At 35.3% G+C, this 22,547-nt stretch carries 26 protein-coding genes; 3 read left to right on the forward strand and 23 right to left on the reverse strand.

Translation table 11 applies throughout. The annotated features are described in order from the left end of the window. Positions 1-7: 7 nt before the first annotated feature. The 7 genes from AC2CGR_RS13380 to AC2CGR_RS13410 all read right to left on the reverse strand — a co-directional run bounded on the left by AC2CGR_RS13380 (position 8) and on the right by AC2CGR_RS13410 (position 6,798). Entirely contained in the window at positions 8-229 is a 222-nt protein-coding gene (locus AC2CGR_RS13380) for a YneF family protein (RefSeq protein WP_001123317.1), read from the reverse strand. 78 nt (positions 230-307) lie between these two features. Further along, entirely contained in the window at positions 308-748 is a 441-nt protein-coding gene (gene sirA / locus AC2CGR_RS13385) for a sporulation inhibitor of replication protein SirA (protein ID WP_000860645.1), read from the reverse strand. A 156-nt stretch (positions 749-904) separates the two neighbouring features. Beyond that, positions 905-2,905 carry a transketolase gene (tkt, locus tag AC2CGR_RS13390; RefSeq protein ID WP_087967195.1) on the reverse strand — a complete coding sequence of 667 codons (2,001 nt, stop codon included), beginning with the start codon at positions 2,903-2,905 and terminating at the stop codon, positions 905-907. Positions 2,906-3,408: 503 nt separating this feature from the next. After that, the gene (gene phnE, locus AC2CGR_RS13395) at positions 3,409-4,212 is read right to left on the reverse strand and encodes a phosphonate ABC transporter, permease protein PhnE (protein ID WP_087967191.1); all 804 of its coding nucleotides are present in this window, start codon (positions 4,210-4,212) and stop codon (positions 3,409-3,411) included. Beyond that, the gene (gene phnE / locus AC2CGR_RS13400) at positions 4,212-5,006 is read right to left on the reverse strand and encodes a phosphonate ABC transporter, permease protein PhnE (protein ID WP_073536352.1); all 795 of its coding nucleotides are present in this window, start codon (positions 5,004-5,006) and stop codon (positions 4,212-4,214) included. The genes phnE (AC2CGR_RS13395) and phnE (AC2CGR_RS13400) overlap by 1 nt, the downstream gene beginning before the upstream one ends. Further along, entirely contained in the window at positions 5,003-5,776 is a 774-nt protein-coding gene (gene phnC / locus AC2CGR_RS13405) for a phosphonate ABC transporter ATP-binding protein (protein ID WP_042875411.1), read from the reverse strand. Before phnC ends, phnE (AC2CGR_RS13400) begins: the two co-directional genes overlap by 4 nt. Before the next feature lie 83 nt (positions 5,777-5,859). Further along, positions 5,860-6,798 (reverse strand): phosphate/phosphite/phosphonate ABC transporter substrate-binding protein, encoded by a 939-nt coding sequence (locus AC2CGR_RS13410; RefSeq protein ID WP_000915052.1) that lies wholly within the window; start codon positions 6,796-6,798, stop codon positions 5,860-5,862. 185 nt (positions 6,799-6,983) lie between these two features. Here AC2CGR_RS13410 and AC2CGR_RS13415 point away from each other — a divergent pair, with 185 nt between their 5' ends. Then, positions 6,984-8,567 (forward strand): bifunctional metallophosphatase/5'-nucleotidase, encoded by a 1,584-nt coding sequence (locus AC2CGR_RS13415; protein ID WP_087967189.1) that lies wholly within the window; start codon positions 6,984-6,986, stop codon positions 8,565-8,567. Between the two features lie 39 nt (positions 8,568-8,606). Here the strand turns inward: AC2CGR_RS13415 and AC2CGR_RS13420 are convergent, their stop codons facing one another. Together AC2CGR_RS13420 and AC2CGR_RS13425 are read right to left on the reverse strand one after the other, a co-directional pair. Then, positions 8,607-8,846, reverse strand: a complete 240-nt coding sequence (locus AC2CGR_RS13420) for a DUF896 domain-containing protein (protein WP_000948565.1) — start codon at positions 8,844-8,846, stop codon at positions 8,607-8,609. A 45-nt stretch (positions 8,847-8,891) separates the two neighbouring features. Beyond that, positions 8,892-9,548: a YneB family resolvase-like protein gene (locus AC2CGR_RS13425; protein WP_087967187.1), complete on the reverse strand. Its 657-nt coding sequence runs from the start codon at positions 9,546-9,548 to the stop codon at positions 8,892-8,894. Between the two features lie 141 nt (positions 9,549-9,689). Here AC2CGR_RS13425 and lexA point away from each other — a divergent pair, with 141 nt between their 5' ends. Next, positions 9,690-10,310: a transcriptional repressor LexA gene (lexA, locus tag AC2CGR_RS13430; RefSeq protein ID WP_000413738.1), complete on the forward strand. Its 621-nt coding sequence runs from the start codon at positions 9,690-9,692 to the stop codon at positions 10,308-10,310. An 85-nt stretch (positions 10,311-10,395) separates the two neighbouring features. On the opposite strand, the gene AC2CGR_RS13435 is transcribed toward lexA, so the two are convergent. The 12 genes from AC2CGR_RS13435 to AC2CGR_RS13490 form a co-directional block, all read right to left on the reverse strand. Further along, entirely contained in the window at positions 10,396-11,202 is an 807-nt protein-coding gene (locus tag AC2CGR_RS13435; protein ID WP_087967185.1) for a DUF4097 family beta strand repeat-containing protein, read from the reverse strand. Continuing rightward, positions 11,203-11,745, reverse strand: coding sequence for a DUF1700 domain-containing protein (locus AC2CGR_RS13440; protein WP_087967183.1), 543 nt, complete (start codon positions 11,743-11,745; stop codon positions 11,203-11,205). Beyond that, positions 11,738-12,061: a PadR family transcriptional regulator gene (locus AC2CGR_RS13445; protein WP_001102620.1), complete on the reverse strand. Its 324-nt coding sequence runs from the start codon at positions 12,059-12,061 to the stop codon at positions 11,738-11,740. Before AC2CGR_RS13445 ends, AC2CGR_RS13440 begins: the two co-directional genes overlap by 8 nt. 371 nt (positions 12,062-12,432) lie before the next feature. Continuing rightward, on the reverse strand, positions 12,433-12,663 hold the full coding sequence (locus AC2CGR_RS13450) for a BhlA/UviB family holin-like peptide (protein WP_033690712.1): 231 nt from the start codon (positions 12,661-12,663) through the stop codon (positions 12,433-12,435). 173 nt (positions 12,664-12,836) lie between these two features. Then, positions 12,837-13,832, reverse strand: coding sequence for a GH25 family lysozyme (locus AC2CGR_RS13455; RefSeq protein ID WP_087967400.1), 996 nt, complete (start codon positions 13,830-13,832; stop codon positions 12,837-12,839). Positions 13,833-13,898: 66 nt separating this feature from the next. Beyond that, positions 13,899-14,720, reverse strand: coding sequence for a M23 family metallopeptidase (locus AC2CGR_RS13460; RefSeq protein WP_000190128.1), 822 nt, complete (start codon positions 14,718-14,720; stop codon positions 13,899-13,901). Positions 14,721-14,975: 255 nt separating this feature from the next. Continuing rightward, positions 14,976-15,944, reverse strand: coding sequence for a lysozyme family protein (locus AC2CGR_RS13465; RefSeq protein WP_087967178.1), 969 nt, complete (start codon positions 15,942-15,944; stop codon positions 14,976-14,978). Between the two features lie 237 nt (positions 15,945-16,181). Beyond that, positions 16,182-16,568 carry a phage protein gene (locus AC2CGR_RS13470; RefSeq protein ID WP_048527510.1) on the reverse strand — a complete coding sequence of 129 codons (387 nt, stop codon included), beginning with the start codon at positions 16,566-16,568 and terminating at the stop codon, positions 16,182-16,184. 400 nt (positions 16,569-16,968) lie between these two features. After that, complete coding sequence (locus tag AC2CGR_RS13475; RefSeq protein ID WP_484480902.1) at positions 16,969-17,838, reverse strand: DnaD domain protein; 870 nt, start codon at positions 17,836-17,838, stop codon at positions 16,969-16,971. A 152-nt stretch (positions 17,839-17,990) separates the two neighbouring features. Continuing rightward, on the reverse strand, positions 17,991-18,185 hold the full coding sequence (locus AC2CGR_RS13480; protein ID WP_078420211.1) for a hypothetical protein: 195 nt from the start codon (positions 18,183-18,185) through the stop codon (positions 17,991-17,993). A gap of 11 nt (positions 18,186-18,196) precedes the next feature. Beyond that, complete coding sequence (locus AC2CGR_RS13485; protein WP_087967173.1) at positions 18,197-18,955, reverse strand: ORF6C domain-containing protein; 759 nt, start codon at positions 18,953-18,955, stop codon at positions 18,197-18,199. A 203-nt stretch (positions 18,956-19,158) separates the two neighbouring features. Next, positions 19,159-19,371 (reverse strand): hypothetical protein, encoded by a 213-nt coding sequence (locus AC2CGR_RS13490; RefSeq protein ID WP_078420209.1) that lies wholly within the window; start codon positions 19,369-19,371, stop codon positions 19,159-19,161. A 203-nt stretch (positions 19,372-19,574) separates the two neighbouring features. Between AC2CGR_RS13490 and AC2CGR_RS13495 the strand changes: the two genes are divergently transcribed. Then, on the forward strand, positions 19,575-20,234 hold the full coding sequence (locus AC2CGR_RS13495; RefSeq protein ID WP_078420208.1) for a LexA family protein: 660 nt from the start codon (positions 19,575-19,577) through the stop codon (positions 20,232-20,234). A 414-nt stretch (positions 20,235-20,648) separates the two neighbouring features. Here AC2CGR_RS13495 and glnA read toward each other — a convergent pair whose 3' ends face one another. Beyond that, the gene (glnA, locus tag AC2CGR_RS13500; protein WP_000135331.1) at positions 20,649-21,983 is read right to left on the reverse strand and encodes a type I glutamate--ammonia ligase; all 1,335 of its coding nucleotides are present in this window, start codon (positions 21,981-21,983) and stop codon (positions 20,649-20,651) included. Positions 21,984-22,031: 48 nt separating this feature from the next. Further along, positions 22,032-22,421, reverse strand: a complete 390-nt coding sequence (gene glnR, locus AC2CGR_RS13505) for a transcriptional repressor GlnR (protein WP_000656783.1) — start codon at positions 22,419-22,421, stop codon at positions 22,032-22,034. Positions 22,422-22,547 lie beyond the last annotated feature (126 nt).

The raw sequence follows: 22,547 nt of genomic DNA on the forward strand, positions 1-22,547 counted from the left end.
TTAGCGCTTATTTCATTTGTTGCTTGTTCATCGCGCTCATCATTTGATTGATTTTCTTTTGGGAAGGTTTTTGTCCCATTTGCATCATCATCATTTTTAACATTTGTTCGTTAATTGGTGGATTTTTTTGTAAGTAATTCATCATGTATTTGCGGGCAATGAAAAATCCTAACGCCACGCCTGCTACTAGTGCTACTACGCCCACTAGAATACCTAACCAAATTGGCATATATTTTCCTCCTTCATGTTGTCTACCTTACAGTGTACTAAAACCTTTTCAATAAGACAAGATACAATTCGACATTTTTTACACATATGTTCGTACTTGTTTTAGAGGATTCAGCCATCCGTACTTTGTATTTTCATAATCCATAGCTAAAAATGTTAATTCACACTTCCGAAGCACCTCAAAGAAAGTCGTTTCCATAGAAACATTTCCAGAGGTATTCATGCGAATATAATGTGGTTTCACCATTATTTCGCCATATTCCGCCCCTGTATAAAGTGTATGTGTATGATGTGTTCGATCATATTTACCAAGAACGCGCAAAGCTTGTTCTAATTTATGATGAATTTTCATTACTTGTAATGGCATCGTTATATACATCATTTGTTTATATAACACTTTTTTCTCCGAAAGGGACCCAGATTCTGAAAATCGAGCAAATAAATCAAAAAACAAATATTCACGACCAAAGTAAGCTTTCGCAATATCCTCTTGAATTAAATACAATTCATACGTTTTCATCTTTCGCCTCCCAATCTGGACAACCTTTTCTCTTCATTATATAGAAGAAATTTTGCAATGATTGTCTGACTGCGGAGAGATAAAAAACTTTTTCTGTCGAAAAAACTCATTTACATAGAAAAATCTCTCCATGCCGGAGAGATTTTTCTAAAATCATTAAAGCATTTCTTTTACTTTACGAACAACGTTCTCTACAGTAAATCCATACTCTTCCATAATCTTCTCACCAGGAGCAGAAGCACCGAATGTATCGATACCTAACACATCTCCTTCAAGACCTACGTAACGATGCCATCCGAATGTAGCACCCATTTCGATTGCGAAACGTTTTGTTACTGCTTTTGGTAATACAGATTCTTTGTACTCAGCAGTTTGAGCTTCAAAGCGATCCATAGATGGCATGCTGACAACAGATGCGTCAACGCCGTCTGCTGCTAATGCTTTTTGAGCTTCAACAGCTAGACTTACTTCAGATCCAGTTGCAAGTAAGATTACATCAGCTGTTTCTTTCTTGCTTGCAGAAACTACATATGCACCTTTTGCTACTTTTTCATACGTATCGTCTTTTGCCCCTTCTAATGTTGGAAGATCTTGACGAGTTAATACTAAAGCAGTTGGTTTGTTTGTAGATTCTAAAGCTAGTCTCCAAGCTGCAACAGATTCGTTACCATCAGCCGGACGAATAACAGATACATTTGGCATTGCACGAAGCGCTGCTAATTGTTCGATTGGTTCATGTGTTGGACCATCTTCACCAACAGCAATACTGTCGTGTGTAAATACATACGTTACCGGCAATTGCATTAATGCTGCAAGACGAATTGCTGGGCGTAAGTAGTCAGAGAATACGAAGAACGTACCACCGTAAGTTTTTAAACCACCATGTAGTGCAATACCGTTCATTGCTGCACCCATTGCGAACTCACGTACACCGTACCAAATGTTTTTACCGCTGTAATCATCTCTTGTAAAGTCTTTTTCGTTATTCATGTATGTTTTGTTAGAACCAGCAAGGTCAGCAGATCCACCGAAGAATGATGGCACAGACTCTGCAATCGCATTAATTACAGCACCTGAAGAATTACGAGTTGCTGCTTTTGATCCTAATTCATAAGTTGGTAAGTTTTGCTCCCAACCTTCTGGAAGAAGACCATTCATTGCTGCTTGCAGTTCGTTTGCTAATTCTGGGTATGCTTGTGCATATTCACCTAGCATCGTGTTCCACTCAGCTTGCGCAGTTTCACCAACATCTTGTACTGTTTTACGGAAGTTGTCATATACTTCTTCTGCTACATGGAAGTCTTGCTCAGCAGTCCAAGCGTATGCTTCTTTCGTTAACTTTGTTTCTTCTACACCAAGTGGAGAACCATGTGAAGCTGATTTTCCTGATTTGTTTGGAGAACCGAAACCAATTGTCGTTCTTACTTCAATTAGCGTTGGGCGTTTTTCGTCGGCTTTCGCTTCTTCGATTGCTTTCGCGATAGCTTCAATATCGTTTCCATCCTCAACACGGATTACTTGCCATCCGTATGCTTTGTATCGATCTTCTACACTTTCAGAGAATGAACGATTTAAATCGCCATCTAATGAAATATCGTTTGAATCGTAAAGCACAACAAGACGACCTAATTGTAAATGAGCAGCTAATGAAGATGCTTCAGCAGAAACGCCTTCCATTAAATCTCCATCACCACAAATAGCGTATGTATAATGATCTACTACATTATACGCATCACGGTTATATTTAGCAGCTAAATGTCTTTCTGCCATTGCCATACCTACAGCAGTTGCAATACCTTGTCCAAGTGGACCAGTCGTTGCATCTACACCAGCTGTATGACCGTACTCAGGATGTCCTGGAGTTTTGCTTCCCCATTGACGGAAGTTCTTTAAGTCATCCATTGTTACATCATAACCAGATAGGTGAAGTAGGCTGTATAATAACATTGAACCATGACCTGCAGATAATACGAAACGATCACGGTTAAACCACGTTGGGTTATTTGGATTGTGTTTCATAAATTGAGTCCATAATGTATAAGCCATTGGTGCTGCACCCATTGGCATTCCTGGGTGACCAGAGTTTGCTTTTTCAATCGCATCGATGGATAATGTGCGAATCGTGTTGATAGAAAGTTGTTCGATTGAATGTGACATGCTATTCTTCCCTTCGCTTATATTAGTAAACGTTTTATACATTTATATGATAGCTTCCCACGCAAGATTATACAACATGTATCGACAAATATGTTGATGTTTTTTTGATTTTTTATAAAAAAATCAATGTTTTCGGGAATGTATGGGTATTCAATATGACATACTTTTTCATTATTTTTATTTTAAAAAGAAAGGGAATTATCTGTATATTTATACAGATATACAAAATTCTTCTATACTAACTTTTTAACCCACTTGTGAACTACCCCCACTTAACATGATTATTATCTACTTTCATTGTTAACCAAACTTTACCCCTTATAAGACTGATTATAGCAGGGGCGAAATAAATAGGAAAACCAAATGTTTGGTTACGCCAAACCGAAATCCATCTCCCACCTACCGCTATGCTATCGTCTTTCACACGCCCCAGGAAGGAGATTTCTTTCGGATAATGCGTTAAAAATACAAAAAAGCATCTACATTCGATGCTTTTCAATCAGCTAAACAATCCGTTTCCGAATCAAACTTGAAATAAAATCAATGATAATGACCATTAAAATGATGCCTAATAAAATAATGCCCACGCGAGACCAATTACGTGAACTCAGCGCAAAAATTAGGGGCGTACCAATACCACCAGCTCCAATAACACCTAAAATGGCAGCGGATCGTACATTAATTTCGAACCTGTATAATGTATACGATAGAAAATCTGGTAGTACTTGTGGCAATACTGCATACCAAAGTATTTGAAACCGGTTTGCGCCTGTAGCTATTAACGCCTCTGTCGGCCCCTTATCTATATTTTCAATTCCTTCTGAATATAATTTCCCTAACATTCCAATAGAGTGTAATCCTAAAGCTAGAACGCCGGCAAAAGAACCTGGTCCAACAGCTTTTATAAATAAAAGGGCCATAACTAATTCAGGAAATGTACGGACAAAACTAAGTACAAATTTCCCAGTTCCCGAAGTTAATTTTCCACTACTTATATTCGTTGCCGCCCAAAAAGCGAATGGAACAGATAAAAAGGCAGAAATAAATGTACCTAATATTGCTATTGCCAACGTATCAATTAAACCATGTAATAAATCTTCACCATCTGGCAAAGATACATACGCCCAATCTGGATTCAATACACCTGTCATAATCGCTTTTGTAATTTCTCCTGCCGTTTCCTTTATTCCCTCTAGCGGTACTCCTGAAAAAGCCCATACATAAACAAATGTAAGTGCTATAAAAACAAACCAACGATACACACTCGGTTTCTTCGGTTTTGGTACGATTATCGTCGTTTTACTCATTATAATTTCTCCCGCAACAATGTACTTACATAATCAATTAACAATACAACAACAAGGGTATAGATAATAATAGATGCAGTTTGTTGATATTGTAAAAATCCAAGTGTACGATCATAATATAATCCAATACCACCTGCTCCTACTAAACCTAACACAGCTGCTGCACGTACGTTCACCTCAAATGTATAAAGAACATAGGAGACAAAATGTGCTTTCACTTGCGGAATTACCCCATAGACAATCCATTGCACTTTATTTGCTCCTACCGCTGTCATCGCCTCTAACGGACCTGGATCAATTGATTCAATTGACTCATACAACAATTTCGCCACGAGCCCAATTGAGAAAAAAGTAAGAGCCAGAATACCTGGAAGTGGCCCGATTCCAAAAATCGCTACGAAAATTGCCGCTAATAATAAATCTGGTATCGTTCGGATAAAATTTAAAATCAATCGAGCTGGACTGTACAAAAATGCACTAGTAAACACATTGCTTGCCGCAAACAGTGCCAGTGGAATAGCTAAAATCGCTCCTAAAGTCGTCCCAATAATCGCCATACGTATTGTATCTAACATCGCTGTTGTAATAACTTGAAAATAACTCCAATCTGGCGGCACCATCTCTTTTAACAAATCCATCATATTAGGAAAACCAACTACTAGTTTTGACAATGATGCATCGACCTGTACACTACTTCCCCACAACAGTAAAATGACTAGAACAGCCGTTAACATATGTTTTAACTTACTCGGTGGCTTCGGTATCGATTTCGAATATATCGTCACGTCATTCATTTAACTGCCACCTCTAACAATTCACTTTTCTGCGCTACATCACCATAAATTTCAGCAAATTTTTCATCCGTTGCCTCTTCTACTAGGCCATCAAAAACAATTTCGCCTGCATGTAATCCAATAATGCGTGTCGCATATTGCCTAGCTAAATCAATAGAATGTAAGTTTACAATTGTTGTAATTCCAAAATCTTCATTAATTTTTTTCAAATCATCTAATACTTGCTTTGTTGTTAGCGGATCTAACGACGCAACAGGTTCATCTGCCAATATGATTTTCGCTTCTTGCGCCAACGCTCTAGCAATCGATACACGTTGTTGTTGTCCTCCTGATAATTCATCAGCCCGCTCATATGCTTTTTCTAAAATATTTACCCTTTTTAACGATTGAAAAGCAAGCTCCAAATCTTCTTTCGGAAATAGACCTAACGTTGTACGCAATGTTGAATGATACCCAACACGGCCAGCTAATACGTTCTTTAATACAGTTGATCGCTTCACAAGGTTAAAACTTTGAAAAATCATACCAATATCCCGGCGCATGCGGCGTAATCCTTGTCCTTTTGCAGCAGTAATAGACTCACCTTCAATCATGATTTCACCTTCTGTAATCTCATGAAGACGATTTACCGATCTTAAAAGTGTAGACTTTCCAGCTCCGGACAGCCCTACCATTACAACAAACTCACCTTTTTGAATTTTCAAGTTTATATTATTCAATCCTTTTGTACCATTTGGATACACTTTGGAAACATTTCGAAACTCTATCACACATCTTACCTACCTTCTATGAATTCAAAACGGCAAACTAACTGAAAACATACCTTTCCAGCTAGCTGCCATTTCCATATGTATTATTGCGTTTTTACTTTCTTCCCATATTCACGAACGATATCAAATTTACTATCATCAGATTTAACATATCCTTCATGTGAATATACTTCTTTAATGATTTTGTGACCTTCCTCATTCTTTCCAATTTCAATGAAAGCATCCTGTAATTTCTTGCTCCACTCTTCATCTAAATCAGAACGTACCGAAATCGTATCATTTGGAATTTTCTCCGTAAATTTCACTATTTTCGTTTGATCAAATATATTCGGATAATCTTTTTTTACAATATTACGAGCATCTTGGAATACAACAGCTGCATCTACATCACCATTTAAAAGAGCAATAAGCGACTGATCATGACCTTTTAATGTAACAGGTTTCACATCTTTTAACGGATCAACGCCCTCTTTTAATAGTACAGCCGCAGGCCACACATATCCCGCTGATGACGTTACATCTTGATAGCCAATTTTTTTACCTTTTAAATCTTTTACACTATTAATATTTGAATCTTTCTTAACAACAAACTCAGATTTATAAAAGTCTACTAAGTCCTTTGTAGGAGCTCCCGTTTCATCATCTACTCCAAAACGTTGTGCTTGTAAAATTACATTTGCAGCCTTTTTCTCATGTGCTAGCACATACGCTGTTGGAGGTAAAAAACCTACATCTACTTGCTTAGATGCCATCGCTTCTACAATTGTATTGTAATTCGTTGAAATACTAACTTTTACTGGAATATTTAATTTATCACTTAATAGTTTTTCTAATGGTTTTGCCTTCGCCTCTAACGTATCTGCATTTTGAGAAGGAACAAATTGAACATTTAAAGTCTTCGGTACATACCCTTTTTTCGTATCTTCATTTTTACTTGCACTTGATTCCTTCGTTCCACAGCCACTTAACAAACCCGCTGCTAGTACAACTGTTGTGCTCATTGCAAAAACTTTTTTCAACATGTTAATGCCTCCATTTTTCATTGTTATAAAATAACCTTTCATAAACATGAAGAAATATATCACACATTTTTACAAATAATTGATTATTTACAGAATCTTTACACATTCTATACACTCACATTAAAATTCTCTCCATATATTTGATATGCTTAATCGGTAGATAATAATAGAAAAGGTGAATGATATTGAAGCAAAATCAAATTGTAACTTTAAACATCCTATTAACAAGTGATATACATGGTACTGTTTATCCAATTCACTACCAAGATAACTCTCCAGCAGAAATTGGTTTAGCTAAGATTTCTACTCTTATAAAAAAAGAACGGTCCCAAAATAAAAACGTTCTTTTAATTGATAACGGTGACTTCATACAAGGAACACCATTTACTTACCATTACGCTACATATGAAAATAATAAGAAAAATCCCATGTCTTTATTGGCAAACTATTTACGTTATGATGCTGCAGTGATTGGAAATCATGAATTTAATTACGGAATGGATGTCTTAAACAATGCTATTTCTACTGCAAACTTCCCGTATTTATCAGCAAATATTTTAGATAAAAACAGTAAAAAACCTTATTTCGGGAAACCATATGTAATAAAACATATTGAATCAAATATAAAAATTGCTATTTTAGGGGTAACAACGCATTATATTCCAAATTGGGAACAACCCCATCACATTAAAGACTTACAATTTGAAGATGCATTAAAAACAACACAAAATTGGGTTTCTTACATTCACAAACATGAGAAACCAGATTTACTAGTCGTAGCGTATCATGGAGGATTTGAACGCGATTTACAAACTGGAGAACCGACTGAAGTTTTAACAGGTGAAAACCAAGGGTATGCTATGTGTCATGAAATTGAGGGCATAGATATTTTATTAACAGGCCATCAGCACCGAGAAATTGCTCAAACAGTGGGTAATGATGTAACAATTTTACAGACTGGATGTAATGGACATTCAGTTGGAAAAGTAACTGTAACATTTGAAAAAATGAAACAAGAGTGGGTAAAAAAAGAGAGTTATTCAGAACTATTGACTGTGCAAGAAATCGAGGCAGATTCAGATGTTCTTTACTTGGTAGCCGATTATGAAGAGAAAACACAAAAATGGCTTGATCAACCTATTGGAACCATCCACGGTGACATGCAAATTTCAGATGCTATGCAAACTCGTTTGCAAGACCATCCTTTTATTGAATTCATAAACAAAATACAGATGGATATAGCTAATGTTTCCATTTCTTGTACAAGCTTATTCCATAATACATCTCCAGGTTTCCCGAAATATGTAACAATGCGTGACATCGTTTCTAATTATATTTATCCAAATACATTAAAAGTAATTAGAATAACTGGAGCGGATATAAAAGATGCTCTCGAACTCTCTGCTTCTTATTTCACATTAAAAGAAGATGGAACCATCATCGTAAACTCTAGCTACATAGAACCAAAACCGCAACACTATAATTACGATATGTGGGAAGGAATTTCGTACGTATTAAACATTTCCAAACCAATTGGCGCAAGAGTAGAATCTTTACAGCATAAAGGCACCCCTCTTAATATGAGTGAAGAATATGACGTCGTTATGAATAATTATCGCGCAAGCGGCGGAGGGAACTTCTTTATGTTTCAAAATAAGCCCGTAATAAAAGATATACCAACAGATATGTCTGAACTTATCGCTAACTATATATTGAAGCACAAAAAGATAGAAGCAACAGTCAATAACAACTGGAAAGTTATTAACTAACGATTATAATAAATAAAAAAGATGGGCTTCGCCCATCTTTTAGTTTAATTTTGCATTATCTTGCTTTTTTAAAGCTTTTAATTTCGCCGGTGTAACATCAGTACCTTGTTCGTTAACGACTTTAATTCCTTTTAGTTCGTTTAACATATTTTGACGAAATCCTTTTAAATATTGTTCACGTAGCGATTGACGCTCACGTTGTTCTTCTTCAGTTAAACCTTCAGCTTTTGCTTTTTTCGCTAAGAAGTTAATGCGTTCAACGAGTTCGTGACTAAGCATCTCGAATCCCCCTTCTAATCAAAACTGATTATTATCATACAATAGTTACTCTTCTTTATCAAGCAATTGCTTTGTATACTCTACATATCTACGATGTACAGTCGCTTTTGAAACATTATGACCAAAGCCACGAAGCGTTGCTGCAATTTCTTCGAAAGTAAGTTCACTCTTACGCAAGCGTATAATTTCCTCAATTGGCACTTCTTTCTTCTCTCGTCCTACGCTTAAATGACGATTCTTTAAATTATTTTCTGGACGATAACCTTTTTCTACTGCTCGTTGCATACCACGTTTAATTTTTAAATTATGAATCTTTCTTTGATACTCTTCAACAATACCAATAATATCTAATACCATTGAATCAGAATCTGACAATTGTAATTCTCCATTATGCGTATGCGTGTATACTTTTATTCCCTCTTTATGTAAACAGTGCATTAATGCAATCTTCGCATTTCCCCTACCAAGGCGCGTTTCATCTTGTATAAGTAGCACATCAATTTGTTCGTCTCGAATCGTATCTAACACTTCTAATATGCCGTCACGTTCAATTGTATAACCACTAGCCTGCTCTTCAATTACCTTAGTAACATTCATTTGATAGCGCTCCGCTAAATGCAATAATTCATCTTTTTGACGTAATAATGATGTTTCTTGCGCTTCTTTTGTTGTACTCACACGTGCATAAATAATTGCATTCATTATGAACCCCTCTTTCTCACTATTATTCCCCTCCAGTGTAACATAAATTCGCCTTTTGTTCGAACTTATGTTTGTAGAATGTTTTTTCACATGTTATACTTGTTAATAAGAAAAATGAAAGAAAACGAGGTGTTAGAAAACATGGAAAAGTTAACGAAACGCCAGCAAGACATTCTCGACTTTATTAAGCTAAAAGTACAAGAAAAAGGATATCCACCTTCCGTACGTGAAATCGGTCAAGCAGTCGGCCTCGCTTCTAGTTCTACAGTGCACGGACATTTATCAAGATTAGAAGAAAAAGGATACATTCGACGCGATCCAACAAAACCACGTGCAATCGAAATTTTAGGTGAAGACCGAATGGATACAGAAACTCAATCTGTTATTCAAGTTCCAATTGTCGGAAAAGTTACTGCCGGTTTACCAATTACAGCGGTCGAAAGCGTTGAGGAACACTTCCCTCTTCCAGCTAGCATTGTCGCAGGAGCAGATCAAGTGTTTATGTTACGTATTTCTGGAGATAGTATGATTGAAGCTGGTATTTTCGATGGAGATTTAGTTGTTGTTCGCCAACAACAGTCTGCATATAATGGTGAAATTGTAGTTGCTTTAACAGAAGATAATGAAGCAACTGTTAAACGTTTCTATAAAGAAAAAGACCATTTCCGTCTACAACCGGAAAACTCTTCATTAGAACCTATCATTTTAAAACAAGTGTCAGTTATTGGTAAAGTAATTGGCGTATATCGTGATTTACATTAAGAATATAAAAGAAGATAATTACCTTATTTATATACGGTAATTATCTTCTTTTTGTATTTTGATAGATTTTCATACATTCTATTTCTTATGAACGCGTTTCAATCGTCACATCTCCCGCGGCTGTTTTACCGCTAATCTTTTTACTCCCATTACCAATTGTTACGTTTTTATTTTCTTCATTAAAAATTGTTACATCCCCGGCAGCACTTTGCCCAGTAATTACCGCATCTTGTGGTTTTTCCGATAAAGTAATATCTATATCTCCCGCAGTTGAACTTGCTTCTAGATTATACTTAGAATCATGATCTAGAATATTTATTTCCCCACTGGTCGTTTTTGCGGTCACTTTTCCTATCACTTTTTTAAAGTTTACTTCACCAGCTTTTGTAGACCCCACCACATTCTTAGCCGTTACATGTTTCAAATCCACTTCTCCAGCAAGTGTCTCAACACTTACATGGTCACTTTTCACATCACTTATTTCGATTTGTCCAGCAGATGAATTTACTTTTACATCTTGGTAAGAGCGTTCAGGCACAAGGAGAGTCAATGTAGACGTTTGAAACCTAAAATCGTAAAAGGAAAAATCAAATGAAGCACCTTTTTCTCTTTTCCCAATGATTTTTAATGTATCACCATCTTCAGTAATACGAACCTCTTGTTTACGTGCATCTCCTGATTGCTTTACATAAAAAGAAGAGTCAGGAGATTTTTGAACAACAATATCCCTGGCATCTAATTTAACTTCTATATTTTTTAATGTTTCGTTTTTAATTATATCTTCTTTGTTTCCTTCTTCTGCAGTTTGCACTGCTTTTTCATATGTTTGCGAAATCCCAATTACTCCAATAATGATACAAGCGATTGCTACTAACAATATTTTTTTCATCATCTACTCCCCTTTTATCATTTTGAAGTTCCATATTACATAACGTACGCAAAGCCTTTTAAACCACTTCGTACTATAATAAGCAATAATACATAACAGCAAACCTACTCCAACAAAAGTTATACTAACGAATAAATCTAACCATATAAAAGTACCCATAAATACTTTTCCAATTACGAAAAATGGTGTCACTACACTAGCAATCCCACCGACCCAAAAAGAAAATATAAAAGCAATAATTGCAACTAATGGGCCTAACACAATAATGAAATTAAACAAACTAAGTCCAATCGCTGCCATAACAGCTCTTGTCACATTTGAAGTTGATGGATCTTTTTTCATTTCATCGAAACGATACATCGCAAGCAATTCTTTTGCAATTACTTTCGGAGAGCCAAGACCCTTTATTATTTCCGATTCAGTTTTCCCCTCTTCTATCCCAAACTGAAAATGCTCTTCATAATCAAATAAAATATCTTTCCTCTCTTCGTCCGGTAACTTTCTAAGGTGACTTGATAATTCCTTAAGAAACTGTTCTTTACTCATCCCATTCCACCCCTTCAATAATTTCTTGTACGCCTTTCGCAAAATCACGCCACTCTGTTACTAACAAATTCAGTTGCGTTTCCCCTTGCTCTGTTAATTGATAATATTTACGAGGTGGCCCTTCCGTGGATTCCTTCAAATACGTTTGAAAATATCCTTCTTTCGTTAAACGGCGTAATAAAGGATACACTGAGCCTTCCGATATTAAAAATTTATTTGAGATTTGCTGAACAAGTTCATAACCGTAACAATCCTTACGTTTCACAAGTGCCAGTACACACAGTTCTAACACACCTTTTTTAAACTGAACGTTCAAGTGCAATCCCCCTTTCTCATTCCAGTACTGTTCAATACACGGTACCTGACATATCCATAATATACCACTTAGTATTGTTTATTGCAAGGTACTCAACTATATGTATTCCTTAAATTTAGAAAATGAACAAACGAACTCTTGAATAAAAACGTATTATCACTAAACATCATTCAAGGTTTCATTTCCTTTACATTAATATTGGAATTCATTCGCCCTTTCCTCTTGAAGAATCAACCATAACCGTATTCACTATAGATTAATGAAAAAAAGCCCCAATACTTAGCGGTATTAGGGCTTTTTCTCATTAGTATATATTAGTCGAATTCTTACTGGGAAATCTGCATACGCGACGAATAATTTAATATTATATTTTATTTCTCATCCCCGTTTCCCAAGATTTTTTGTTTAACATCTGATAAATCCTTTGATAACGAACTAAATGCTTTTGCTTGTTCTTCAATGACCTGTTGATTTTTTTCAATAACTTTTTGATATTGTTCTTCACGCTGTTCATTCTTTTTTTGCGTAGTAAACAGCATCCACACAAATAAAGCTGCGAATGCTCCTTGTTGAATCATTGAATTTAAGATTTGTTCTTCTATTATTCTCACTCCTTTTCTAACCTAAATAATTACTCATTCGAGTGACTCTAATCTTTTATCATCTTTTAACACCAATATGTCCTTATCGCTATCTCTCTGTCTTATAATTCTTACTAAAGCTATCTTTTATGTCATAACTTTATAAAATACAAAAACAGTTACTACTGGAGTTTTTATCGAATATCCACAATGTCAAAGTGTTTCTCTGGCGTCCAACGATTCCCACCAATATCAATCCAGCCTTCTTTACGGAAGAATACTGTAAGAGGTTCTTTTGAGTTAATACTGCCTTTGTATGCGCCGTTAATTCCATCACAATAGCTTACTTCATATCCTTCTGGGAATTTTGATATTGCTTTGAAGGGTCTCCAATAATAGTGCTCTGCCTTTACCCAACGACTTCTACCTAAATCTAACCAAACATCATTATCTTCTCCCCAGTACGCATCCCAGTATAATACTTCTGCTGCTGTCGTAAAGTCCGCAATATATTTACCGTGTGGTCTATCATGATAGTTAATGCCATAGCCTTCCCAGTATATCGATCTTGCCATCCCAATCCCCTCTGGTTGTGGTGTACCAACAGCGCCACCCTTACCTGTAAACCAGTCAAGAGATTTTTCACCGTTTAAATAATTTAAATCTACATTACCAGTTACGCCTGCAAGACTACCAGTTTCTGTATACTGCCATAAATCACAACTATATGCTGGTTTATTTCCATAACGTGGAATCCAAAGGAAATCCGCATTCACAGTATTTAGTCCATAGCTTGTATACATGTGGTGTGATACATATAGCCCCACTTTCCAGCCTGCTGCACGGCACGTATCAATAAATGCCTGCGAAGCTTTTGCTAAGTTAGCCGCTCCACAACTTGCTAAAGTATCATCTTCTACATCTAATACTAAAAATTTCGCCTCTTTATCAGCGCGTGCCATAAAATCATTTGCTTCTACAATAGCATCCTGAACACTTACATAACATCCATAAGCATAGTGTCCAAATGGAACACCATAGTCTTTACAACCTTGCACATACTCTTTATAACGTTTATCAATTGTCCTTGACCCATATTGTACACGTATAATAGCAAGGTCTAGCTCTTTACTAGCTGCAGCCCAATTTATTGAATTATTGTGATGAGATAAATCTGCAATTTTCTTCATTTCCATTTTCCTTCTTTCCCCTATAAAAATTTAAGAATAAAAAAACAACTCCTAACAGAGTTGTTTTTATCGAATATCTACAATGTCAAAGTGTTTCTCTGGTGTCCAACGATTCCCACCAATATCAATCCAGCCTTCTTTACGGAAGAATACTGTGAGAGGTTCCTTTGAGTTAATGCTGCCTTTGTATGCGCCGTCAATTCCATCACAATAGCTTACTTCATATCCTTCTGGGAATTTTGATATTGCTTTGAAAGGTCTCCAATAATAATGCTCTGCTTTTACCCATCGGCTTCTACCTAAATCTAACCAAACATCATTATCTTCTCCCCAGTACGCATCCCAATATAATACTTCTGCTGCTGTCGTAAAGTCCGCAATATATTTACCGTGCGGTCCATCGTAATAGTTAATGCCATATCCTTCCCAGTATATTGATTTTGCGAACCCAATTCCTTCTGGTTGCGGTGTACCAACAACGCCACCTTTTCCCAAGTAGTCTAATGGGTTCACAGCATTACTCTTATTAATATTCCAGCCGCCTTTATGCATTTCAAAATGTAAATGTTGACCATAAGCCTGTCCTGTTTCTCCCATAACCCCGATTGTTTGTCCTTGTGTAACAGAATCGCCTTCTTTAACTGTACGAGAACCACTTCGCATATGAGCGTATACAGTTTCCCATGTAACTCCATTAATATTATGAACAATCATAATACATTCACCGTAACTAGATGAAAGATACGAACGACTAACTTTCCCACTAGCCGCTGCATAAATCGGATGATAGCCTGTTTGGGCAAGGTCTATCCCATGATGATCCGGTCTGTCACCCCTAAAACCACTTGTTACTCTCGTTATATCTGTTGGATAAATAAATGTTGCCATATAAATCTTCCTTTCTATTTTTATATTGTCTATATTTATTATTTTTTAAATATACTGTAGGTTTCCCAACCTTAAAGTGAACAAGACAGAACATTTCCCTATTGTTATCTACTATTAAAATATCCATCTTGTAACCATAAGTTAAATGTCACTGAAATTAGTCAAAAATATCGAAAGCTATTATCTATATAACTAACTCTTCTTGCCTAAAACACCGTTTAAAGATAAAAAACAACTCTTAACAGAGCTGTTTTTTTATCGAATATCTACAATGTCAAAGTGTTTCTCTGGTGCCCAACTATTCCCACCAATATCAATCCAGCCTTCTTTACGGAAGAATACTGTAAGAGGTTTTTTTGAATTAATACTGCCTTTGTATGCGCCGTCAATTCCATCACAATAGCTTACTTCATATCCTTCTGGGAATTTTGATATTGCTTTGAAGGGTCTCCAATAATAGTGCTCTGCCTTTACCCAACGACTTCTACCTAAATCCAACCAAACATCATTATCTTCTCCCCAGTACGCATCCCAATATAATACTTCTGCTGCTGTCGTAAAGTCCCCAAGATAGTTACCGTGTGGTCCATCATAATAGTTAATGCCATATCCTTCCCAGTATATTGATCTTGCCATCCCAATCCCCTCTGGTTGCGGAACTCCACCTGCATTAAAATCTACATATTGTTTAACAATTTCAGAGTAGAAGAAATTCCCTCCGTTTTTATATCGATAACCACCATTGTATGCAACAGCGATAGGGTTACTATATTTCACCATAGCACCAGTCGTATTTCCAAGCGATGGTGCAACCACTGTTTTAGAATATTGATCTGCGACCGGTAATGAATGTTGTTTATTGTTAGAAGCTAACCAGCGAAGGTAAGCTCGTCCAAAATTATATGATTGAACAATGGCACTTAAATCTGTAATACCATTTTTCTTTGCATCATCAAAAGCTCCTTTCAAATGCTTTACTCCGTAATAAATTGAATCTTTAGGGTTTTTAATTGTATTCATTGACCAACCTTGTGATTCACTTGACTGCATAATATCCGGTGTTGTTTCAGAGTTCCCTCCACTTTCCACCATAATAATTCCAAGTACGTAAGGAACCAACTCAGAAACACCTTGTGCAGAACATTCACTTTCTACCATCGATTGCCAACGTAACACTTGTTGTGGCAGATTTTTTGTTGTAGCTGAAGCAGCTAATATACTCATTACTAAACATCTCCTTATTTTCCTATTATTTTTGTCTAAAAAACTACTACTTTACTACATATGGTTATTAGCCAAATACCCATTAATCTATAAAATCACTTCATGTGGCTCACCTCTTTCACAACAAAAAGAGCAACCATAAAAATAATTGCTCTTTCGTCGAAATCTTATATTACTACTATAAATCACTTTTTCAATACTTTCTGTACACCGCATGTACCCTACAAAAAGGTAACATTAAAATCCATCTAAAAACTTGACAATCTTTCTTATTTCAGCATGTTTGCGTCGAATATAGCCTGTACTATAATGCAATTCAAATGCTATTTGTTCTAAGGTCATTCCATCAACATATTTCATTTTAAGTATTTGATGATCTAGTCCTGCAAACTTATTCATCAAAAGCTTTAAATCATATTCTTCATTCATCTTATGAGCTAATTCATATTCAATTGCTTCAATCCGGTCTTCTACCTTAGCCCCTTCTGACTCAGCGGTTAATCGTACATTTTGCAAGTCCCCACTAGTCCAACGCTTTAATTCCGCTTTTGATTTGTCTAAGTTGTATTCTAAATAAGCAATTTCTTCTTCTAACTTCTTATAATCTTTGAGCCATTCAAACATCTAACGATTCACCTACTTTCTTTTTTGTAAATTTAAATACTACTAATTTAATAAAACTTATATCCTTATTAGCTTTTTTAATCTTTGTTATTTGTAGAACATCTTTCATTTAATAAACACAATCATTTCCTACTATTTATAAACTTATTTTCTCTTTAGAATTCCAATATTGTAATTAACTCCTGACTAGATAATAAAAAAACCCCCTTCTAGCAGTCCTTAGAGGACATTAAGAAGCAAACAGAAATCACAAATTATTAATACCCGCTCCAAACATTCACGAATATCTTCATGTGAATGTTCAATATACATCGAACATCCTTAAAGAATAAAATCATTTAATCTTTACATTAAGAAAAAACATTTTAAAACATCAAAGTCAACGACCATTTTATCTTTTTTAAGACTTATATTTATTTAATACCTCTTGTAATCTCTCACGCTCTTCATCAGTGGATTGTGCTTGTTGTCTTTCCACTTCTTGATTCGTTTGTTCGTCATCTTTATATAACCAATCTGGGACAACCTCTTTTCTAGTCAAATAATTTCTACCTGATTCATTAAATTTCTTATTCTTACTCATTTTGAAACGCCTATCTAGCGCGATCACATCAGCAAATGTTTTAACTTTTTGCTCCTTCCAATTACTCAATATAGCTTTAACGTATTTCCATCTTGGTGCGTTCTCATCAATAGCTTTATTAATTGCATACTGAATTAACTCACTACTAAACAAATCACAAAAATCGCCTAACTCCGTCAATGCAATTTCACTTAACGGAATGCCGCTCTCTTTAAAAAAATTATGAATTTTTTTAAACTCTCCACCGAATAATATATGAGATTCTAATTTATCCTTATTATCATGATTAGTATTTTGTATTTTAGTATTTAGTTTATTAATATTTAGTAGTGTCGGATTTTCCTCATATGGCTTTCCTACATCTTGCTTTTCCATTCGTGGAATTCTCCTTTGTGGTGTTTCATAAATTTCCGTATCCCATCTTTTAATTTTCTTTGTATTTTCATCACGAACGGGATAACGCTTTACATAGCCTAATTCTTTTAGTTCTTTAAAACCTGTACGTAGTGAATCTTCTCCATCTTTAGCATGTTGAGCTAATTCACTAATATGAAAAGTCCAATCATCTGGTAATGTAAGTGTATAAGCCAAAATTCCTTTTGCCTTCCATGACAACCTTTTATCTTTTAAACCAGTATTATTTATGACGGAATAATTACTATCTTTTTTCACTCGAATAATCCCCATACTTGCCACCTCATAAATTCTCAAAATCGATACTCAATGTTATACTTATTTAGAGATATTTTTTCTTAAAGAATCCGCTGCAACGGATTCTTTTCTTATATACTCATTTAAATCCATCATGCTACCCATATTTCTTTTCTCCTAAATCTTTCTTATTCCTCAAATTTAACATCAACCTGAATTTCGATATTCATAGAAATCTCTTGTGCTATACGAATCACATTTTGACTTATTCCTTTTTGGATAAGCTTTTTAATCTGCTCTTTTGCATCTTCTTTTGTTTTAAATTCACTGACAGTTGGTAGTCCTGCTAAACTGCTAGTAATTACTAAAATCTTTCTTTGCATATTCTTTCCTCCTACTGAATTTCTACCATATTTATTTGTGAGTTTTTAACTGTAATTTCTTCATTTAAAACAGTTGGAATTGAATATTCTTCATTAATAATTTGTATTGCTCTATCCAAATGATGACGTTTAATAGCTTTATAACTATTCACACCAAATTCCCGATGTAACTGACTATAAATATCTCTATATAACTTCCTTCTAAGGCCGATATCCTGATAAGAATTTGAATTTTTACCTCCCAATAACATAACACCTAACCTTTTTACAGCCCTCGTTACCTCTTCACACTCGATAGCATAAAGCGGCGTATTTTCTCGCAATCCCTTCACCTCAGACTTTATCTCTTGTATCTCCTTGGTATGCCCTTCTAACGCAGCAAATGATAACTTTAAAACCCCCATTGGATCCTTTGGCACATTTTGTTGATTTTGTATATACTGCTTCATTCGTTTAAACTCTTTCATAAATTTAATTTTCATTCCAACCGCTTCTCTAGTGGTATATCCCATAACAAGTAACGTGAATGCTTCTTCTGTTAAATCATATTTAGGGATTCGTCTGTTCTTTGAATTAATATACGTGGACTCGTGAAAATTTTCTTCTCCAAACTCTTCACCTACATATACAATTTGTTTTCGAACTTCCTTCAAAACGTCGAAGTGATCTTTTTTGAATATCTTCGCAATTACCAAACTATCCGTTACTACTTTTCCATTAACTTCAAATACTAATGAACTATGTACTGATGAGTCAGTTAATTGCCCCATCCCCATCTCCTCCTCACTACTAATTTTGAACGATCTTTATTGCATTGAGATAATTTCACACTACGCATAATTCGTTACTCTCTTTTTTACAGCTTAACTAATTATCGGAATTTAAATTAGATACCTGGATATGAACCCTCTTATTAAGTCATTATTCAATAATTCGGTTATCGCGTTACACTTTAAACAAACCTCCTCCGATTTCAATTCGATTCGTTTTCTTCAATTTCAAAAAGATATTCCAAATTATGTTCTGGAAAAAAAGTTTTCTTAATTTCAAAAGCTTCATTATAATAAAAACGAAATTTACCATTTATTTTGTCGCTCACTGTTGCGTGGCGAAGTTTCAGATGCGAAGAAATTTGTGTAATCATAATTCTTTTTCTCGCCATCTCTGCACGCAAATTCGGATACATTAACTCACCACCTATTCATTTGTACGATACTGCGTTCATTTCCATTTAAATATAAACTCAACTTCGTATTTAGTCAACAAAAAACCGTATTTAAATACTCAATTTCGTATATTTTTATATTTACTAACAAATTTAGTTAGGTTATGATATATACAGAAATACGCAACATCGTATACATTTTAATAAGAAAGATGGTGAAAGTAATGAAAAAAGCAGAGGTTGTAACACGCTTAATAAAAGAAGCTGGTTATAGTAAAAGAGCCTTCGCCGAAAAAATAGGTCTCCCCCCCACAACACTGCAATCCATGTTATCAAGAGGGATTGGTAAAGCATCCGTTGATAATGTAATAAAAGTTTGTAAGGGATTAGGAATCACTACTGATGATTTAGAAAGATTCACAACTCAAGAGGACAATACTGTTAAAGAAGAAGTTTCTATTTATGAAACCATCCAAAACGATCAATCAAATATTATTCATATTCCTATCATTGGTTCTGTAGCAGCTGGTACACCTATATTCGCTGAAGAAAATATCGAAGGCTATTTACCCATGCTAAGTACATTTTTAAACAAGCGTAAAAAGTATTTTTATCTTACTGTAAAGGGCACTAGCATGAATCTCGAATTCCCTGATGGTTCTTATGTTTTAGTAGAGGAAACTCCTTATGTTGAAAACGGACAAATTGCTGTTGTAAAAGTCAATGGTTATGATGCTACCGTGAAAAAGATTTCAAAATCTGGAAGTATCATTACTTTAATACCATTAAGTAATGACCCTATCCACGAACCACAGACTTACGACCTTTCAGTCGCGGATGTAAAAATCATTGGTCGCGTTGTACAGGCAGTAAAGAATTATTAAGTTATAGCACAAGTGATTTAAAAAAGATAAAATCGATTCTTTAAAAAGATCTTCTGAGTAACACGATTCAAGAAAACCAAAAACAATCCATTATCTAGTAGTTAATATATCAAATAACTTTACTTAAAAAAGGCCCTGATACCGTAGTATCAAGGCTTTTCCATTTATTATTATAATATATGTATATAATTATTTTATTCCCATTGGTGGACTTGCATACGAAAGATATTCCTTCGTTTTATATGGTTTCACTTCACCAATCATATAAAGCTTACATTTATCTAATAAGGTTTTTCTATGATATCACTACCCATTATTAATTCGTGGCTGTTTTTCATTTTGCAACCACACAACGTTGTAATGAGAGGTAAATAAAAAACCCTTGATACCAGTCGTATCAAGGGTTCAAACCTCTTAGTATAGAGACATATATTGATCGCGTTCCCATTGGTGAACTTGCGTTCTAAAGATATCCCACTCAATTTCCTTCGCTTCGATGAAGTGCTCAAGTAAATGGTCACCTAGTGCACCACATACCACTTCATTTGATTGTAATGTAACTAAAGCTTGCGCTAATGTTGCTGGTAAATCAACGATACCTGCTTCTTCGCGCTCTTCTTTTGTCATTACGTAGATGTTACGGTCTACTGCAGCTGGTGGAGTTAATTTGTTTTTAATTCCATCAAGACCTGCTGCTAATAATGTAGCCATTACTAAATATGGGTTTGCAGCTGGGTCAACACTACGTACTTCTACGCGTGTACTAATACCGCGAGATGCAGGGATACGTACTAATGGACTACGGTTTTGTGCAGACCATGCTACGTAACAAGGAGCTTCGTATCCAGGTACTAAACGCTTATAAGAGTTTACAGTTGGGTTCGCTACCGCTGTAAATGCTGGTGCGTGTTTTAAAATACCTGCGATAAAGTGACGAGCGTCATCACTTAATTGTAAGTCACCGTTTTGATCATAGAATACGTTCTCACCATTTTTGAATAGTGATAAGTTACAGTGCATACCTGAACCGTTCACACCGTATAATGGTTTTGGCATAAATGTTGCGTGTAAACCGTGTTTACGAGCAATTGTTTTTACAACAAGTTTGAATGTTTGAATGTCATCACATGAACGAATTGCATTTGCATATTTAAAGTCAATTTCGTGCTGCCCTGGAGCAACCTCATGGTGAGACGCTTCAATTTCAAAGCCCATTTCTTCAAGTTCAAGAACGATATCACGACGACAGTTTTCCCCTAGATCCATCGGCGCAAGGTCGAAGTATCCACCGTTATCGTTTAATTCTAATGTTGGATTTCCTTTTTCATCTACTTTGAATAGGAAGAATTCTGGCTCTGGTCCAAGATTGAAATCTGAGAATCCTAAAGCTTCCATTTCTTTTAATACACGTTTTAAGTTGTTACGTGGATCTCCTTCAAATGGAGTACCATCTGCATTGTAAATATCACAGATTAATCGAGCTACTTTACCTTTTTCAGCTGTCCAAGGGAAAATCACCCAAGTATCTAAGTCTGGATATAAGTACATATCAGATTCTTCAATACGTACGAAACCTTCAATAGAAGATCCATCAAACATCATTTTGTTATCAAGAGCCTTTGTTAATTGGCTCACTGGAATTTCTACGTTTTTAATTACCCCTAAAAGGTCCGTAAATTGTAAACGGATATACTTTACATTCTCTTCTTTCGCCAAACGGAAAATATCTTCTTTTGTGTACCTAGCCATTATAAATTCCTCCTTAGTCCCTCTAAACACCTTCAGAATCAGTTCTCTTTAGTGAAAAAATCTTGAAATATCACCTTGTCGCAATGAAGTTCGATTAAATCTACCTGTATGTTGTAGTTCGTCTCGAAGTATTTTGCGAAGCTCAGTTTTTGAAATTTCTTTCGTTTCTTCTTTTACTTTCACTGCTTCTGTTTGATTTTCTTTCATTAGTAACACTTGTTTAATACCAGCCATATTCAAGCCTTGATCTAATAAATCTTTAATTTCTAACAACTTATCTACATCGTTAAATGAAAACAATCTACGATTCCCCTTTGTACGGGTTGGAGAAACAAGATTATGCTCTTCATAGTAGCGAATTTGACGTGCAGATAATTGTGTTAAATCCATAACAATACCAATAGGAAACAGCGGGGCAGAACGTCTATCTTCTTTCATTGTTTCAGTTCCTCCTTCGCCTTAACTGCTTCTCATTTTATACCATGTTATGTTTAGTGTCAATAGATGTTAGCTTTTCTTACATGATTTTTTTAAAAATTTTTTCATTCTTTTTTCTAATGCAAT

This window comes from Bacillus sp. LSHTCR4 (assembly GCF_057197025.1).